This window comes from Desulfoprunum sp., from assembly GCF_053613775.1.
Map to the genome: position 1 here is coordinate 280,076 of NZ_JBSHXH010000004.1, position 17,630 is coordinate 297,705.

Sequence of the window (17,630 nt, forward strand, 5' to 3'; positions counted from 1 at the left end):
AATACATTTCAGGTATTGGGTACTCAAACAAGGAGAATGACATGAATATTCTGGTGTGTATCAAACAGGTTCCCGACATGGAATCGAAGTTCAAGGTCAATGGCGAAGGCAACTGGTACGACAGCGCCGGCCTGGCCTGGCGGATGAATGAGTATGACGAGTATGCGGTCGAGCAGGCGGTGCAGTTGAAGGAGCAGGCCGGCGGCGATCTGACCGTGCTCTGCATCGGTCCGGAGCGGGTCAAGGAGACGATGAAGAAGGCGCTGGCCATGGGCTGCGACCGGGGTGTCCATGTGGCCGATGACGACAGCTACAAGAAGGACCCCTTTTCCATCGCCTCGATCATCGCCGAGCATGCCAAAACCAAGTCCTATGACGTGATCTTCACCGGGTTGCAGTCCCAGGATCGGGGCAGTGCCCAGGTCGGGGTGCTGACCGCCGAATCCCTCGGAATCCCTTCCGTCACAACCATCGTCGGCTTCGAGTTCGCCAATGGCACGATTACCGTCAAGCGGGAACTCGAGGGCGGGGTCAAAGCGGTGGTGAAACTGCCGGTGCCGGCGCTGGTGACCTGTCAGCTCGGGCTCAACACCCCGCGTTACCCCACCCTGCCCAATATCATGAAGGTCAAGAAGAAGGAACTGATCACCGTTGCCGTGGCCGATCTGTTGAAGGAATCGGCCCTCGAGGAGACCCAGGCCCTCTACTTCCCGGAGAAGAAGGGCGGCGGTCTCGTCCTGGAGGGGGATATTGGCGAAATGGCTGACAAATTGATCAAGATTCTGAAAGAAAAAACCGCCGTTCTGGCCTAGGGGAGGATCCGATGAAAACATTGCTTGTTGCTGAGTATCGAGAAGGAAAGTTGCAGGGCGGGGTCTACGATCTGGTCGCCTTCGCCCAAAAGGTCGGCGCCGAGAGTGCGATGTTCCTCGTCGGCAGTGACAGCGAGCTGCCGAAATTCGCCGGGACCCTCTACCTCGCCGATGTCGCGGCCTGCGGCGAATACAACCCCGATGTCCACAAGCAGCTGGTGCTGGAGACGATCGGCAAGGTCAAGCCGGATATGGTGGTCTTCTGCCACTCCTCCTACGGCTGGGACCTCGCCCCGCGGGTGGCCCACGCCTTGAAGGCCGGCCAGGTGTCCGAGGTGGTGGATTTCGTCGACGGTCTGCCGGTCGTGCCGGTCTGCAACTCGAAGTTGCGGCGCAAGGTCGCCGTCAAGAGCGGCGTCACCGTGTTGACCCTGCAGGCCGGGGCCTTCAGCCTGGCCGACGACCCGGCGGGCACCCCGACGGTTGAGAAGATCGGCACCGGCGCGACCGGCAAAATCGAATTGACCGGCTACGAATATGCCGAGAAAGGCGGGGTCGACCTGACCAAGGCGTCGGTGATCGTCAGTGCCGGCCGCGGCATCGGCAAGCCGGAGAATATTGCCATCGTCGCGGCCCTGGCCAAGTCCTTGAAGGGCGAATACGGGGCCAGTCGACCGGTCGTCGATGCCGAGTGGGCCGAACATAACCGTCAGGTCGGCACCACCGGTCAGACGGTGTCCCCGAAGCTGTATGTTGCCTGCGGTATCTCCGGGGCGATCCAGCATCTGGCCGGAATGAAAAAATCCGAATTTATCGTGGCGATCAATACCGACAAGGATGCACCGATCGGCGAAGTTGCCGATGTCCTCGTGGTTGCCGATCTGAAGCAGTTTATCCCGGTCCTCACCGAGAAGATCGAAGCGATGTAAGGCGCAGGCGGAAGCCGAACCCTGTAGAGACATCCCGGCTCCACGCGACACAGGGGCCTCGGTGACAATAGACGCCATCGCCATGGGGGCATCCTGTCTCATGAACGGCCTCTCAGGCAAAGCGACGTGATCCGGAAATAGCGGGGGCGGCCCTGATTAAAGCGGTTTTTCAGCAGGCCCCCCTGCACTACAAGTGAGGCAAGAGTCCAATGATTTTTGAAGGTGTCAAACTTATGGTCGTCGGCATGACCACCGTCATGCTCTTTCTTTTGTTGATGATTTACTTCATCAAATTGGTGGCATTCCTGACCCGGGGAGCCGCGGCGCGCGAAATTCAGGCGATTGCCAACGATCGAGCCATCCTGGCCAGTAAAAGAAAAAAAGCACGAGCAGTACCAGTACCAGTATCAGTACCTGTCAGTGATGGAGGGGCGGAATTTGCAGTCATCGCCGCCGCCGTTGCCGCCTACGAGAGTGATATGGGTATTCGGTAATAATATTTGATTACAGACTCTGGGAGGAAGGCGAGTGCCTGTCCCCCCACCGGATCGGAATACACCAAACCCACCAAGAGTCACAGCTTGAATAACTCGAGCGAAAGAGAAACTGCGAGCACAAAAAGGGAGTGAAACAATGAGCGATACCACCTCGACGGGTCCTGCAGCTGCCGGGACGCGTAATTACATCATCACTGTCAACAACCAGACGTACAACGTCACCGTCGCTTTGGCGGACGGTTCCCAGGTGCCGACGGCGGGCGGGATCACGGTCGCCCCGGCAGCGGCTGCCGCTCCGGAAAAAGAAGGAACCGACGTCGATGCCCCGACGCCAGGTAATATCATCAAAATCCTGGTTGATGTCGGCGAGAACGTTGTCGTCAATCAACCGCTGGTGGTGATGGAAGCCATGAAAATGGAATCCGAGGTCAACGCCCCCTGCGCCGGCAAGATTCTTGCCATCCACGTTGGCGCCGGCGATGCCGTCCAGGCCTCTGAGCCGCTTCTCACCATCGGCTGACAGGGTGCAGGTTTCCTGCTTACCGGTCTTTGACCGGTAAGCCTCTCTTCTTTGCTCATATCGGGTAGGTATTATGAAATTCAAATTTTTCATATTTCTATTGCTGACATGGCTGTGTACCTGGTCGCATGCCGCCCTCGCGGCGGACGAAACGGTAGATATAGTCGCGCCGGCAGACGCAAAAATAATTCGGGTTCTCGCCCATCAGGACAGCTTCGTCTATAGCGGCGACGAGATCGCGACCCTGAAAAAGGAGGACGGCACGGTGATCGTCCTGAAGGCCGGTTCGGCTGGAAAAATCACCAGTATGAAGGCTGTCGCCTACCAGAAAGTCCACAAGGACGACCTGCTTGGAACCATTGCCACAACCCCGGTGGTTGCCGACCAGCCCGCCGTCGGCGGCGGCGGAACGCTGCCGTCCATCTCCGGACTTCTTGTCGCTCTTGCCAAAACCACCGGGGCGTACGGCATATTCGAGGCGCAGACGACCCAGGACTGGACAGTCGGCATCGGCCGGGTGCTGATGATATCCGTCGGCCTGGTGCTCCTCTACCTCGGCATCTTCAAAGGTTTCGAGCCGCTGCTGCTGATTCCCATCGGCTATGGCGCCATCCTCTCCAACATTCCGCTGGCCGGGATTGCCGAACCGGGGGGAATCCTCGCCTATATCTATGACGTGGGGATCAATACCGGGGTCTTTCCGCTGCTGATCTTCATGGGGGTCGGAGCCCTGACCGACTTCGGCCCGATGATTGCCAATCCGATGACCATTCTGCTCGGCGGGGCGGCACAATTGGGCATTTTCGCCACTCTGCTCGGGGCCCTGTGGCTTTCTGACCTGGTGCCCGGCATCAATTTTTCCCTGCGGGATGCCGCCTCCATCGGGATCATCGGCGGCGCCGACGGTCCGACGGCGATCTTCCTGGCCAGCCGGCTTTCTCCTCGTCTGCTGGGTTCAATCGCCATTGCCGCTTACTCCTACATGGCGTTAGTTCCGCTGATCCAGCCACCGATCATGAAGTGGCTGACCACCGAGGAGGAAAGAAAGATCAAGATGGTGCAGCTGCGGCATGTATCGAAAATGGAGAAAATCATCCTGCCCCTGCTGGTGCTGACCATCTGTGCAGTACTGCTGCCGTCGGCCGCACCGCTGATCGGTATGTTCATGCTCGGCAATCTGGCCAAGGAGTGCGGTGTCGTCGACAAGCTCTCCGATGTCATGAAAAATGCCCTGATGTATACGGTCATCATCTTTCTTGGCCTGGCTGTCGGCAGCAAACTGTCGGCCGATAAATTCCTCAATGTCGAGACCCTCGGCATCCTGGTCCTGGGCATGATCGCCTTCAGCATCGGCACCGCCGGCGGCGTCCTGATGGCCAAATTGATGAACAAGCTCTCGAAAAACCCGATCAATCCGCTCATCGGCGCGGCCGGGGTGTCGGCGGTACCGATGGCCGCCCGGGTGGTCAACAAGGTCGGTCTCGAGGCCAATCCGCAGAATCACCTGATCATGCACGCCATGGGTCCGAATGTCTCCGGGGTCATCGGCTCGGCCGTGGCCGCCGGCGTGCTTCTGGCGCTGCTCTAGCCGTTTATATCGATGGGAGGTTGTATGGATTCTGTCGCACCCAAGGCCGGCGGACTGCCACAGTTACAGAATTCACTCATGGAGGTGGAAGGTCGGGTAGCTGTCCTGACCTTCCAGCGGGATGATGTCCGCAATGCCCTGACCGGCACGCAGCTGATCGACGACATCCTGCAGACGGTTGCCTGGGTCAACGGCAATGACGGGATTTCGGTGCTGATCATCACCGGCGATGGCACGGCCTTTTCTTCCGGCGGCAACGTCAAGGAAATGCATGATCGCTCCGGCAGCTTTCAGGGCACGCCGATCGACCTGCAGGACCAGTATCGACGGGGGATTCAGCAGATACCGCTGGTCGTGCACGGGGCCGAGGTGCCGATCATCGCCGCCGTCAACGGCCCGGCGATCGGGGCTGGTTTTGATCTCGCCTGCATGTGCGACATCCGCATCGCCTCGACTCGGGCCGCGGTGAGCGAGGCCTTCATCAACATGGGCATCACACCGGGGGACGGAGGGGCCTGGTTCCTGCAGCGACTGGTCGGTTACCAGCGGGCTGCCGAACTGACCTTTACCGGTCGGCTGGTCTCGGCCTATGAGGCCCTGAGTCTGGGCCTGTTCCTCGAAGTGGTGGAACCCGAGACCCTGATGGCACGCGCCCGCGAATTGGCCGGGCAGATAGCGGCCAAGCCGCCCCAGGCCCTGCGCCTGACCAAGCGGATGATGAAGCTGGCCCAACGCAGCGAACTTCCGGATTTTCTCGAACTATGCGCCTGTTTTCAGGCCATGGCCCATCATACCGGCGATCACCTGGAAGCGGTGGGCGCCTTTCTCGAAAAGAGGGCGCCACGTTTCAAGGGGGAATAGGACAACTGGCGAGGTGGTAACACAAATTATTGAAAAAATACGATTAAATAGCATGTCCGCACGATGAATTCTGGATCTTCTGGTTTAATCGTCCTTGTAAATTTATAAGGGAGTTGTGTGATGCAAGAGATCAATCCGTTGATCGGGAAAATGCACTTGAAAGAGATCGGGCACCCGATGGTCGACCCGATATCGGCCATGCGGATCAAGAAGGGCAAGATCGTCTCGGCCGAGGAGGCCATCGACCTGATCCGCGACAACGACACCATCGTGACGGCCGGTTTTGTCGGGGCCGGTTTTGCCGAGGAACTGGCCATCGCCCTCAAAGAGCGGTTTCTCAAGACCGGCCGGCCGAGAAATCTGACGCTGACCTATCCGGCCGGCCAGGGGGACGGCAAGGGCAAGGGCCTCAATCACCTCGCCCTCGAGGGCCTGGTGGGGAGAGTCATCTGCGGCCATACCGGTTTGACCCCGGGGCTGGGAAAACTGATCCATGAAAACAAGATTCTCGCCTACAACGTCCCGATGGGGGCCGTGACCCAACTCTATCGCGACATCGCCGCCGGCAAGCCGGGCAATCTGACCCATGTCGGCCTCGGCACCTTCATCGATCCCCGGGTCGATGGCGGCAAGCTCAACGAACTGACCAAGACCCAGGGTGAAGATCTCATCACCTTGATGAATATCGATGGCAAGGACTATCTCTTCTACAAATCATTCCCCATCAATGTCGCCTTCCTCCGCGGGACGACTGCCGACCCGGACGGCAACATCACCATGGAGAAAGAGTGCATGGTCCTCGATGCGCTGGCCATGGCCCAGGCCGCCCGGAACTCCGGCGGGGTCGTGATCGTTCAGGTTGAACGGCTCGCCGACAGCGGCACGCTCAGTGCCCGCAATGTCGTCATCCCCGGGATCCTGGTCGACTGCGTGGTGGTGGCCAAGCCCGAGAACCACTGGCAGACCTTCGGTACGCCATACAGTGTCGCCTTCAGCTGCGAGCACCGGGTCCCGATGCAGGCGATCCCGCCGCTGGAAATGGGCGAACGCAAGATCATCGCCCGCCGCGCCGCCTTCGAGTTGAAGCCCAACAGCATCGTCAACCTCGGCATCGGCATGCCGGAAGGGGTGTCGCGGGTGGCCAACGAGGAACGGGTGCTGGAATATGCCACCCTGACGGCGGAATCGGGCATTATCGGCGGCCTGGTGATGGGAGGGCTGGATTTTGGCGCCGGCGTCAACTCCGACGCCCTGATCGCCGAGAACGCCATATTCGACTTTTACGACGGTGGCGGCCTCGACATCGCCTTCCTCGGCATGGCGGAGACGGACGTGGAAGGAAACGTCAACGTCAGCAAGTTCGGGCCACGGTTCACCGGTCCGGGCGGGTTCATCGACATCAGCCAGAATGCCAAGAAAGTCTGTTTTGTCGGGACGTTCACCGCCGGCGGGCTCAAGACATCGGTCGAGGACGGCAAACTGATCATCGACCAGGAAGGGCGGGAGAAGAAGTTCGTCCGCCAGGTGGAACAGAAAACGTTCAGCGGGAAGTATGCCGTCAGCATTCGGCAGCAGGTGCTGTATGTCACCGAGCGCTGTGTCTTCACCTTGTGCGAGGAAGGGCTGGAATTGATTGAGATCGCTCCGGGAATCGACCTGGACGGCCAGGTCCTGGCGCTCATGGATTTCAAGCCCGTCATGCGCCGACCGCCGAGGCTCATGGACGAACGACTTTTCCGGCTCCGTCGCATGGGGATCAAGGACGACCTTTTGAACATTCCCATGGAGGATCGTTTCAAATACCAGGCGGAAGATAACATCTTTTTCATCAACCTCGAAAACTACTACATGAAAACCAGTGACGAGATTCAGGAGATGAAACAGTTGGTCGGATCGATACTGGAGCCTCTCGACCGGAAGGTGCACACCGTCGCCAACTACGACAACTTCAACGTCTCGCCGCACCTGGTCGACGAATACGTGGAAATGGTGAAATACGCCGCCCAATACTACGAGAGCGTCACCCGCTATACGACCAGTACCTTCCTGCGGATGAAACTCGGTGACGAACTGCAGAAGCGGGGAGTTTCGCCCCACATTTACGAAAGCAAGGAAGAAGCCCGAAGGGCAATGGCTCCCAAATGAGTCGTTAACCCCGGGATGCTGCAACGGGCAATAATTTCCTGACAAGCGGCCAGGGTGCCGGGAAATCGACCTTTCCCGGCACCGGCCGCCGGAACCTCGGCCAGGGCGCACTCTCGACTCCGGCCTGGCCCATCTGTGAACGGGGCCGAGAGTGGGGAGGGGCTCTCGGCGGGTCGGAGCTACGGCTCCTGTCGGGACGCGCCTCGCGTCTCGGGGGCGATTTTCCCCGCCGGACCATAGGCGGCCATGAAAACCGCGACCGCCCGGGCCGTCACCTGCCTGATCTCGTCGCGGCTGACCTCTTCCAGCAGTTGAAAGAGAAACCGGTCGATCAACTCGGCCTCCAGCAGGCTGTAGAGGTGTTTTGTCGCCACGACCGCATCGGCCTGACGCAGTTTGCCGTGATCCATGGCCTTGCGGATGAAATCCGCCACCAGGTCCTGGCTGCGTTGGACCCGGCGCTCGTAGACCAGGCGGCCCAACTCCGAATGGCCCGATTCGGAGATGGACAGATGCCGGTTCGCCCGGACCTGCGGGGAGTAGAGGATGGTCAGCAGGCGTTCACCGAAATTTTGCAGGGACGTGACAATATCATCCGTCGACGGATCGATCGCCGAGTGGACGGCCTGGAATTCGGCCTCGGTCGAGAGATACATGATCTCGAAAAACAACACTTCCTTGGAAGGGAAATAGTTGTACAGGGTCGCCTTCGAACCGCCCATCCGGGCGCAGATCTCCGACATGGTGGTCCGCTCGAAACCCAGTTCCTGGAACGCCTGCGCCGCCTCCGTCAGAATATGCTGTCGTTTCGTGTCGGATTTTTTCGCCATCCTTGTGGGGCTTCTCCTTCTGTTACCGGGGTGAGCAGCAGCATATCCCGTGGGGCGCAAAAATACCGTCGGTAATCAGTGCGGCACCCCGGGTGCATTACGTGGTCGTGGCCAACGCCTCACTGCGGTGTACCAGAACAGGAATGGTGGAGTGCGTCAATACCCAGAACAGGAATGGTGGAGTGCGTCACTCCCTTTCGGGTCTCGCTTCCCAGGACAAATCCCTTGACTCCCTTGCGCCCGTGCGAGGCCATGAAGATGAGATCGCACTCGTTGTGCCTGGCCGCCTCGATGATTGCCGCGTACGGCTCTTCACTGAAAAGCATAACCTTGCGGCACTCGACCCCGGTCGCCAGGGCAAGCTTTTCGGCGGCATCGAGAATGTCCTGGGCCGTGCTCCGCATCGATTCACGGAAGGTGGTGGGCATATGGGCGTCAAAGATCGACCCCATGCCGTAGTACATCTTGGGCGATGGCTGTATCGCACAGAAAAAGGTGATGCGCGCCCCCGCCTCGCTGGCGAACGAGACCGCGCGGAGCACGGCTTCCTGGGAGAGAGGGGAGCCATCTGTCGGCACCAGCGGATGTTTGAACATGGAAGATCTCCTTGATTCGATTTTTTAACAGCGGAAGAGAGCAACTAATGGCCGCCGGTCCCCGGTTCGACAACCCGCGCCGGCTTGGGTGAAAGCCAGGTGATCAGCGCGGCGACGATCACGATGGCCCCGATGGCCACCATCATCTGATTGGTGGCCAACATGACGCTCTGCTGCACAATCAGGTAGTCAATCACCTGGTTGACCACATCCAATGGGGCGCCTGAGCCGTCCAGCATGGCACGAACGCTCAGGTCTTGATCGGCCAGGCCGACCAGTTTCGCATGGTTGCGGGTGATCTGGTCGCCCCAGACGGTGGTGATCATCGAGGTGGCGAAAGCTCCGGATAAGGTGCGCAGGAAGTTCATGAGGCCGGCGGCGGAATCCATCTCGTGCGCTTCGACGCTGCCTAGGGCCAGATCGGTCGTCGGGATGAAGATGAACGGCATGCCGAACCCCATCACGATCAGGGGCATGGCGACATCGAAGAAACCCATGTCCGTCGTGGCCACGGCCCGCCACAGCGTGACGATGCCGAACCAGATGACGCCGAAGAAGACCAGTTTGCGCGGGTCGGTCTTGCGCGCCAGCTGGGCGGCCATCGGGGCGACAAAGATCGACGACAGTCCGCTCCAGGCCATCGCCAGTCCGGCGATGGTGGCCGTGTAGCCCATGAAGTTCTGGAGCCAGAGCGGGATCAGGACGTTGATGCCGAAGAAGGCGGCAAAGGCCAGACCGATGGTGGTGACGCTGACCGTAAAGCCCCGATGGCGGAACACCCGGAGGTCCACTATCGGATGGTCGTCGTAGAGTTCCCAGATGATGAACGCGGCAAAGCCGATCCCGGCGATGATGCACAGGGCGACAATCTTGTCGCAGGCGAACCAGTCGAGGTTTTTCCCCTCGTCCAGCATCACCTGCAGGGCGGCGACCCAGATGACGAGGAGCACCAGGCCGATCATGTCGAAGGGAGTGCGGATCGCTGCCGCTTCGCAACGCTTGAGCATGTTCCAGGCGATGAAGGCACAGACCGCGGCAAACGGCGTGCTGATCATGAAAACCCAGTGCCAGCTGTATTCGTCGCACAGGTAGCCACCGAGGATCGGCCCGGTCACCGGCGCGATCAGCGTCGTCATCGACCACAGGCCGATGGCCGCCGCGGCCTTCTCCTTGGGAAATATGCGCAGCAGCAGGGTCTGCGACAGAGGCATCAGCGGCCCGCCGGAAAAACCCCGGAAGATGCGGGCGACGACCAGCATGCCGAGGGAGGTGGAGAGGCCGCAGAGCATGCCGAAGATTCCGAACAAGGCCGTCGACCAGACAAATACCCGGACTGGACCGAAGCGTGCCGCCAGCCAGCCGGTCAGCGGCACCATGATGGCCTGTCCCAGCTCGGCTTCGGCCTGCGCGAGCGCCAGCCTGGCGTCGGTCTGGTCGATCTTGACGAGGACATCGCCTTTCTTGACCGCCGGGGTCACCTGGGCCACCTCGGCCGCGGCATAGGCATTGTCGGTGGAGATAATGTGCGAGCCGTACAGAGCCCAGTAGGCCGTGGCCCCTGCGCCCGAGAAGACCACGACGGCAGCCAGCGCAATGAGCAGTTTTTTGCGACGATTTGATTTGACCACATTGGTAGGAATCGATTCGGTAATGTCAGACATATCGGCAATCCTTCTGGTGTTAATGGATAGGGAAATCAGATATTTTTATGCTGAAATCCGCCGCCAAGGGCGCGCTGGAGCGCGACATCGAGGGACAGTGCCCGGGATTGGAGGCTGGTGAGGAGTCGCTGGTTGTTGAGCAGCAGATCTTCGGCGGACAGGACCTCGATGAAATTGGCCAGTCCGCCTTCGTAGCGGTTGCGCGCCACCCGATGTGCCTGCGACGCCTCGGCGACGGCTGCCCTGCCTTTGTCCAGCTGACCGGCCAGCGCTTTGATGCTGAGGGCGGCGTTGGCAACGTCTTCCAGGGAATGCGCCACCGTGGCGTTGTAGTTGGCGACCAGCTCGTCATAGGTCGCCGCCCGCTCGCGCAGTTCGCCCCGCAGGCGGCCGGCGGTGAAGAGCGGCAGCGACACGGCCGGGCCGATGCCGCCGATATCCGAGCCGGATTCGGTCGGCATGTCCAACCCCCGCGACTGGACGCCGAGGAAGGCGATCAGGTTGACGTTGGGGTAGAACTCGGCCTGCTTCTGGTTCATGCGATGCAGCTGGGCTTCGGCGAGGAGACGGGCCATGATCACATCGGGGCGGCGCCCGAGAAGATTGGCCGCCAGCTCGGGCGGCAGGCCGAAATGGCTGTCGAGCTTGATCGTCGGGCGATGGATGGAACGGGCGCGGTCCGGACCGGCGCCGACCAAGGCGGCCAGACGATGACAGGTCAGGCCGATCTGCTCATCGATCGCCAACAGTTCCCCCTCGGCACCGGCCTGCCGGGCTTTGGCCTCACCGACGCCCCCCTCGGTTTCCATGCCGTTGGCGAAGCGCTCGGCAAACAACTCGACCGTTTTGCGGCGGATATCCACGGTGCGCCCGGCCGTGTCCCGTAAGGCGTAAAGGCGGGCCAGTTCCGAGTAGTTCATGGCGATGGCCGCGGCGATGTTCAGCCGCACCAGCGCCGCTTCGGCCCGACTGGCTTCCAGTTGCGAGGTGGCCGCCGCCAGTCCGGCGCGGTTCTTGCCCCAGAAATCGATCTCCCAGTTGAGATTGATCGTCGCCAGCCCGTAATCCTGCCAGCCGTCCGGGGGCATGGCTCGAGGGGTGAGGTAGTTGTAACTCAACTTCTGCTCGGTCGCCGAGGCACCGGCGCTGGCCTGCGGCATCAGTGTCGATCGGGACACGGTGGTGTAGGCCTCGGCCCGACGCAGACGTGCCGCCGCCGCGGCCAGGTCGGGCGAGTCGCGCAGGGCCTCGTCGACCAGCGCCATAAGCTGCGGATCGCCGTAGGTCCGCCACCAGTTCTGATCCGGCCAGTTGCCGGTCGGCGCGGAAAATGACGCCGCGGTCCGATAGTCCGAGGCAGGTTTCATGCGGTCACGTTGGCCAATCTGAGGAAGCCGGGCGCAACCGCCGAGGGTGGTCATCAGCACCAGAGCAATCGTGATGACCATGGGGTTCGGAGGCGTGATGCACGGTGGGGACATGGGTGAACTCTCCTGTTTGCTTGATTCGCCGCGAGGCATTCTCTCCGCAGCCGGCTGGGAGAGAGGGAATGACGATTGGCAAAAAAAAGACCCCCGCGAGGCGAGGGTTGCCAGAACTGTACGGTGCGGTACAGTATGAGAAAAAAGAAATCAAGCGTAAATTTTTCAGAAACTCCTGTTCGTTACAGCAAGGGGGCAAGAAGTGGTTCGATGCTCGATCGTCTTCCGAAGTTCGAACAAAGAGGGCTTTCGACGGCTGGCAACAGCCGTCGACAAGGCCGGAGAACAGGCCTTTTCACACCTCCATGCGGCCACCTCGTTGCCCACGACAGTGGCTGTCGACCGCCGCCTCCCAATCGAGCGCGGCTTTTTCAACTGTAGATGGGCAGATTACCCCGACGCAGTTCAACGAAGGCTGCCCTTGGTAAACACGAGATGATGGTAACCTCCGGACAATGATGGTAGGATCATCGTCCGGGCGTCGGGGCACCGACCAATTCCGCCGCCGGATCCACCGCCGGGTCAGCCTCCAGGTCGCCGAACAGTGAGAACAACAATGAACGTCATCGATTTCCATGTCCATCTGGCCGACCCCCGGTACTTGAAGCCGGAAATCATTGCCTATTTCCGGGAAAACAATCCCGGCTACCGTGCCCGTTTCGCCGACGGACCCAATCCCGGGGAGGTCGTTGCCTATATGGCAACGCAGGGGGTGAGCCGAGCGATCATGCTCGCCGAATACGCGCCCAGATCCACCGGGGTGGTTTCCAATGAGGTGATCGCCGGGTTCTGTAGCGATCACGAAGAACTGATCCCCTTTGCCTCCATTTCGCTCGAGGCCGATGCCTCCTATGTCGATCAGGCTCGGCATGCCGTGGAGGAGATGGGGATGAAAGGTTTCAAACTCCTTCCCTCCTACCAGCATTTTTCCCCCAACGACCCGGCATTTTTTTCCTTTTTCGATTACCTCCAATCGCAGCGGTTGCCGGTGATGTTTCACACAGGTTCTTCGATCTTCCGGGGGACGAGGATACGCTATGCCGATCCACTGCTGCTGGATGACGTCGCCGACGAATTCCCGGATCTAACCATCATCATGGAACACGGAGGCCGGCCCTTCTGGTATGACCAGGCCGCCTGGCTGATCTCCCGCCATCGCAATATGCACATCGGCATCGCCGGCATCGCCACACGGCATCTGCCCCGCTATTTTCCCAATCTCGAACGGTATGCCGACCGGTTCCTGTTCGGCAGCGACTGGCCGTCCATCCCCCTGGATATTGAGGGGCTGATCAGCCGGGTGCTGGCGCTGCCCTATTCGGACGACACCAAGGCCGCCATCCTCCACGGCAATGCCGAACGGCTGTTGGGCCTCAAGAACTGAGATCTCGACTTCTCCTGCTGTCATCCCGACCGCCCTCAATGTCATCCCGACCGCCCTCAATGTCATCTCGACCGCCCTCAATGTCATCTCGACCGCCCTCAATGTCATCTCGACCGCCCTCAATGTCATCTCGACCGCCAGGGAGAGATCTCCAGCGATAAAGCCGAGATTTCTCCTTGGTGCTCGAAATGACAACATTAAAACCATCATTCCAGCCATTCCCTCTCCCTCTTCTCGACCTTCCCCCCTCCTTGTCATCTCGGCCGTAAGGAAGAAATCTTCATCGGCAGAAACGAGATTGCCTGCCCTGCCTGCATGGCCGCCGTTTGGCTTGGTGACGGCAAATACTGTCAGTATTTCTCTCTTTACGTCGCTTATTTCTTTTGCTTTGACAAAAATTACACCTCAGGTAAGGTTACACATTATATAGTTATACATTAAATAATTATGCATTGCTGTGTTTGGGTGGCGGCAAGACGGGCGGGTGAACACCGATCAATCGATGCTGGCGATTGCTTCCCGCGGCAGGAATGACAGGGGAGGAAGGCCAGATAACCGCCGGTTCTGCAGAGGTATACTGTGTAAGAGGTTGGTATGATAGATGTTCATGAGGCACATCAGCTGATTCTGGCGACGACACCTGTTCTGGGAAGCGAAAGCGTGCCCTTTCTCGATGCCCTGGGACGGGTGCTGGCCCGGGATATTGTCGCCACCGAGGATACTCCGGGCGCGGATATCTCGACCAAAGACGGTTTCGCCCTCCACCATGCCTCGCTTCAGAGAGCGTCGGCCCAAGCCCCGGTCTTTCTTAAGATCATCGGCGAATCGGCCGCCGGCAGGCCCTGCGGTGCCGCGGTCGCGGCCGGGGAAGCGGTGCGGATCATGGCTGGCGGCATGGTGCCGGAAGGGGCGAATGCGGTCGTCGGCCTCGAGTTCGCCACCGAAGACCACGGCTATGTCGTCTGCACCAGTGCGCCGAAGCGGGGGAGCAGTGTGCGTCTGCGGGGGGCGTTGCTCAAAAAAGGCGAGGTGGTCTTTCGTGCCGGATCCGTGATCGGCCCCTCGGAGGTGGGGGTATTGGCATCGCTGCGACGGGCCTATGTCCCGGTACATCGCAAGCCCCTGGTGGCGATTGTCACCACCGGCGATGAACTGACGGATTTTCATGAACCGGTTTTGCCCTGGAAGACGATGAGTTCCAACCTCTATTCCCTGGCGGCCCTGGTAATGGAAGCCGGCGCGGTGCCGTTGTGCATCGGGATCGTCAAGGACGAACTGAAGACCCTGCAGGCCCATCTGGGCGAGGCCCTCCGGGCCGATGTCCTTATCACCTCGGGCGGCATGTCCAAGGGCCGGTATGATCTGGTTCGGGAGACCTTTGCCTCGTTGGGGATGGACATGAACCTCTCGACCATCTTCGGCAAACCCGGCAAGCCGGCGATTTTCGGCAAGATCGGCGACAGGCTCGTCTTCGGACTGCCGGGCAGTCCGCCGGCGGCGATGCTCTCCTTCGCCCAGTTTATCACACCGACACTTCGTAAGATGATGGGCCATTCCCAGGTGTCCCCTCCGCCGGCAGCCCATGGCCGTCAAGAAGCAGATGGAGGCGGCCTGTTGTTATTGAATGCAATGTTCAATCGGGGGCGGGCGGCGATGCCGGGGGAAGACAGGGCCTCGCTGATACCGGCTAAAATGCCTTCTCCTTGATCAACTCAGTCGATAACCGCTGGTTGCGTTGAACTTTCCGCACTACCGGTCTCGGATGGTTGAGAATCAATCGAGCCATAGATGGAGATGACCACATATGAGATACGCAGAGACAGGATATAATTTAGAAATTGATTTAGCCACCGGCAAGATCGAGCGGGTCGAAACCGACCCGAATCTGTTGGGGCTGCATCTCGGGGGGCTGGGAACCAACGTCAAGCTGATGTGGGACCGGGTGCCCCCGGAAACCAAGGCCTTCGACCCTGAAAACTTACTGATCTTCAGTAACGGGCTGTTGTGCGGCACCCCCGCCTTCAGCATGAACCGGACCGTGGTGTCCTTTGTCTCGCCGCAATCGGATCTGCTGGCCTACCCCATGATGGGAGGGTTCTGGGCCACGGAGCTGAAGTTTGCCGGCTATGACAAGGTGATCTTTCGCAACAAGTCACCGCAGCTGGTCTACATCTGGATCAACAACGACAGGGTGGAGATACGGGATGCCACCCATCTCAAGGGAAAAGGGGCGGTTGAGACGCAGGAATTGATCCGAGAGGAGTTGAATGAGCCAAGGGCTCAGATCGCCGCGATCGGTCTGGCCGGGGAGAATCGTGTCTTTACCGCCTCGATCGAGCAGGCCCGGTCGAGCGCCAGCCGACTCGGCGGCGGCGCCGTGATGGGAGATAAAAACATCAAGGCGGTTGCCGTCCGGGGGACAAAAGACGTCAGTCTCGCCCGGGGGGCGGAATTCATGGCCCACATGAAGGACATAACCAAATATATACATTATCGAAACACCAATCCCCTGCCGGGTGTCATGACCATCCTCTCCGGTATCGGCTCGCCCCAGGAGATGAAGCACACCGATGAAAAGTGGCACACGGAAAGTTTTGCCTGGGGCAACGCCCGCCAACGACGAAAAGACTTCTGGACCAAGGACATCGAGACGAGCTGGAAAGAAACGCAGGACAATGCGATCAAACGGTTTGTCAGCTGCTTCAACTGCCCGCAGCAATGCGGCGGCCTGATCACCCATGGCGACGTATCGAGTTACATGATGAAATGTTTCTCGAAACTGACCTACCTGATGGGCGCCTATGTCGACAACCTCGACTTCGGTTTCAGGATCGGCAAACGGGCCTTCGAGTACGGCGTCGACTCCTTCTCGACACCGCAGATCCTGGCCTTTGCCGTCGAGCTGTATGAGGCCGGCATTCTTACCGACAAGGATTTTGAGGGGTGTCCGACCGACAAGGAGGGCCGGTTTATCTGGCTCCTGGACCGAGTGGTCCGACGGGAGGGAATCGGCGATATCCTGGCCGACGGCACCTACTGGGCCGCCCGCAAGATCGGCAACGGCGCCGAGGCCTATGACCACAATACCATCAAGAAGCACGAGCAGATGAACATCAAATTGGGCATGCTCGATCCCCTGTATTATCTGATGTATGCCACCAACGAGAAGATCAGCATCACCCAGATCGAGGGCAACTGGCCCCAGGGGCCGTTCCCCTCGCGGGAAGACCGGGAGGCGTTCGTCGCCGACTGGCCCCAACTCCCCGACGACAAGTTCAAGCAGTATTTCCTCGACTGGAACCCGCGCGGCGAAAACTCCAACCCCTATTACCCGACGCCGGATATGTGCTGCGAGATCGTCGATTGGATGGAGATGCTGCACAATATCGACGATGCCATCGGCCTCTGTGCGGGGATGGGGTCGTTCTGCCTGAAGCCGCCCTATCACATCCACAACTACCCGAAACTGATCTCGGCCGCGACCGGAATGGATATCGACGAGGCTGGGCTGAAAAAGATCGTCAGCCGCAGCCGCAATCTGCACCGGGCCTTCAACAACCGCCGGGGCATGACCCGGGCCGACGAGAAACCGCCCGAAGACCACTGGAAGCATCGCTTCCCCGAATACGAGGAACAGTTGCTGACCACCTATTACACCTACAAGGGCTGGAATCATGACGGTATCCCGACCAGGGAGCGCCTGATGGAACTGGATTTGGGCTATGTCGCCGATGACCTGGAAAAAAGAGGAATATTGAAAGATGGCCAAGATAACAAGGAAAATTAAGACGATCACGGTGAATGCCGACAAGTGCAACGGCTGCCGGACCTGCGAGGTGATGTGCTCGGCCTACCACTCGACGCCGAGGTACAGCACCGTCAATACCGCCCGGGCCCGTATCCATGTGACCACCCACCGCCTGAAGAACATCTGGCTGCCTGTCTTCGCCGGTGACTATACCCGCAGCGAATGCGGCTGCCGGGATCAATACGTGCTGGGCGGCAAGGAATACAGCGAATGCAGCTTCTGCCGGGCTGCCTGCCCATCCCGCGATCTGTTCAAGGAGCCGGATTCCGGGCTGCCGCTCAAATGCGACATGTGCGAAGGCGAAGAAACGCCGTTGTGCGTCCAGTGGTGTCTCAATGATGTCCTGACGTATCAGGAGCGGGAAGAGGAAGTGGAAGAATCACCTGTGATGGGAGATCTCGAGATGGGTCTGGAGCCCCTGGTCGACAGATACGGGCTGGAGAAGCTCACCAGTTCCCTGATCCGTCTCTCGCAAAAGGACTGATGCGGAAAATCGGCCGGTCGCCCAATGCAGACCG

General features: G+C 59.8%; 16 protein-coding genes. 12 read left to right on the top strand and 4 right to left on the bottom strand.

The features are described 5' to 3' along the window. The first annotated feature begins 41 nt into the window (after positions 1–41). From ACWGKN_RS05340 to ACWGKN_RS05370, 7 genes are all read left to right on the top strand, one after another. The gene (locus ACWGKN_RS05340; RefSeq protein ID WP_452094829.1) at positions 42–812 is read left to right on the top strand and encodes an electron transfer flavoprotein subunit beta/FixA family protein; all 771 of its coding nucleotides are present in this window, start codon (positions 42–44) and stop codon (positions 810–812) included. Between the two features lie 11 nt (positions 813–823). Continuing rightward, positions 824–1,741 (top strand): electron transfer flavoprotein subunit alpha/FixB family protein, encoded by a 918-nt coding sequence (locus ACWGKN_RS05345; RefSeq protein ID WP_035232930.1) that lies wholly within the window; start codon positions 824–826, stop codon positions 1,739–1,741. Positions 1,742–1,950: 209 nt separating this feature from the next. Further along, entirely contained in the window at positions 1,951–2,235 is a 285-nt protein-coding gene (locus tag ACWGKN_RS05350) for an OadG family protein (RefSeq protein WP_035232932.1), read from the top strand. A 139-nt stretch (positions 2,236–2,374) separates the two neighbouring features. Then, positions 2,375–2,758 (top strand): biotin/lipoyl-containing protein, encoded by a 384-nt coding sequence (locus ACWGKN_RS05355; protein ID WP_452094830.1) that lies wholly within the window; start codon positions 2,375–2,377, stop codon positions 2,756–2,758. Positions 2,759–3,227: 469 nt separating this feature from the next. Continuing rightward, the gene (locus ACWGKN_RS05360; protein ID WP_424255028.1) at positions 3,228–4,346 is read left to right on the top strand and encodes a sodium ion-translocating decarboxylase subunit beta; all 1,119 of its coding nucleotides are present in this window, start codon (positions 3,228–3,230) and stop codon (positions 4,344–4,346) included. Between the two features lie 24 nt (positions 4,347–4,370). Beyond that, positions 4,371–5,207, top strand: a complete 837-nt coding sequence (locus ACWGKN_RS05365) for an enoyl-CoA hydratase-related protein (protein WP_424254988.1) — start codon at positions 4,371–4,373, stop codon at positions 5,205–5,207. Between the two features lie 120 nt (positions 5,208–5,327). Next, positions 5,328–7,352 carry an acyl CoA:acetate/3-ketoacid CoA transferase gene (locus tag ACWGKN_RS05370; protein ID WP_452094831.1) on the top strand — a complete coding sequence of 675 codons (2,025 nt, stop codon included), beginning with the start codon at positions 5,328–5,330 and terminating at the stop codon, positions 7,350–7,352. Positions 7,353–7,531: 179 nt separating this feature from the next. Here ACWGKN_RS05370 and ACWGKN_RS05375 read toward each other — a convergent pair whose 3' ends face one another. The 4 genes from ACWGKN_RS05375 to ACWGKN_RS05390 all read right to left on the bottom strand — a co-directional run bounded on the left by ACWGKN_RS05375 (position 7,532) and on the right by ACWGKN_RS05390 (position 11,920). Continuing rightward, complete coding sequence (locus ACWGKN_RS05375) at positions 7,532–8,182, bottom strand: TetR/AcrR family transcriptional regulator (protein WP_452094832.1); 651 nt, start codon at positions 8,180–8,182, stop codon at positions 7,532–7,534. Between the two features lie 119 nt (positions 8,183–8,301). After that, entirely contained in the window at positions 8,302–8,778 is a 477-nt protein-coding gene (locus ACWGKN_RS05380) for a universal stress protein (RefSeq protein ID WP_452094833.1), read from the bottom strand. A 44-nt stretch (positions 8,779–8,822) separates the two neighbouring features. Beyond that, complete coding sequence (locus tag ACWGKN_RS05385; RefSeq protein ID WP_452094834.1) at positions 8,823–10,439, bottom strand: DHA2 family efflux MFS transporter permease subunit; 1,617 nt, start codon at positions 10,437–10,439, stop codon at positions 8,823–8,825. Between the two features lie 35 nt (positions 10,440–10,474). Then, positions 10,475–11,920: an efflux transporter outer membrane subunit gene (locus ACWGKN_RS05390; RefSeq protein ID WP_052160282.1), complete on the bottom strand. Its 1,446-nt coding sequence runs from the start codon at positions 11,918–11,920 to the stop codon at positions 10,475–10,477. Between the two features lie 68 nt (positions 11,921–11,988). Here ACWGKN_RS05390 and ACWGKN_RS05395 point away from each other — a divergent pair, with 68 nt between their 5' ends. The 5 genes from ACWGKN_RS05395 (at position 11,989) to ACWGKN_RS05415 (ending at position 17,596) form a co-directional block, all read left to right on the top strand. Next, a complete protein-coding gene (locus tag ACWGKN_RS05395; RefSeq protein WP_424254995.1) occupies positions 11,989–12,348 on the top strand; it encodes a hypothetical protein in 360 nt (119 codons plus the stop codon). A gap of 128 nt (positions 12,349–12,476) precedes the next feature. Beyond that, the gene (locus ACWGKN_RS05400) at positions 12,477–13,304 is read left to right on the top strand and encodes an amidohydrolase family protein (protein WP_035232939.1); all 828 of its coding nucleotides are present in this window, start codon (positions 12,477–12,479) and stop codon (positions 13,302–13,304) included. Between the two features lie 594 nt (positions 13,305–13,898). Next, positions 13,899–15,011 carry a molybdopterin molybdotransferase MoeA gene (locus ACWGKN_RS05405; RefSeq protein WP_424254997.1) on the top strand — a complete coding sequence of 371 codons (1,113 nt, stop codon included), beginning with the start codon at positions 13,899–13,901 and terminating at the stop codon, positions 15,009–15,011. A 97-nt stretch (positions 15,012–15,108) separates the two neighbouring features. Then, positions 15,109–17,091 carry an aldehyde ferredoxin oxidoreductase N-terminal domain-containing protein gene (locus tag ACWGKN_RS05410; protein ID WP_424254999.1) on the top strand — a complete coding sequence of 661 codons (1,983 nt, stop codon included), beginning with the start codon at positions 15,109–15,111 and terminating at the stop codon, positions 17,089–17,091. Beyond that, on the top strand, positions 17,066–17,596 hold the full coding sequence (locus ACWGKN_RS05415) for a 4Fe-4S dicluster domain-containing protein (RefSeq protein WP_424255001.1): 531 nt from the start codon (positions 17,066–17,068) through the stop codon (positions 17,594–17,596). The genes ACWGKN_RS05410 and ACWGKN_RS05415 overlap by 26 nt, the downstream gene beginning before the upstream one ends. The last annotated feature ends 34 nt before the right edge of the window (positions 17,597–17,630 follow it).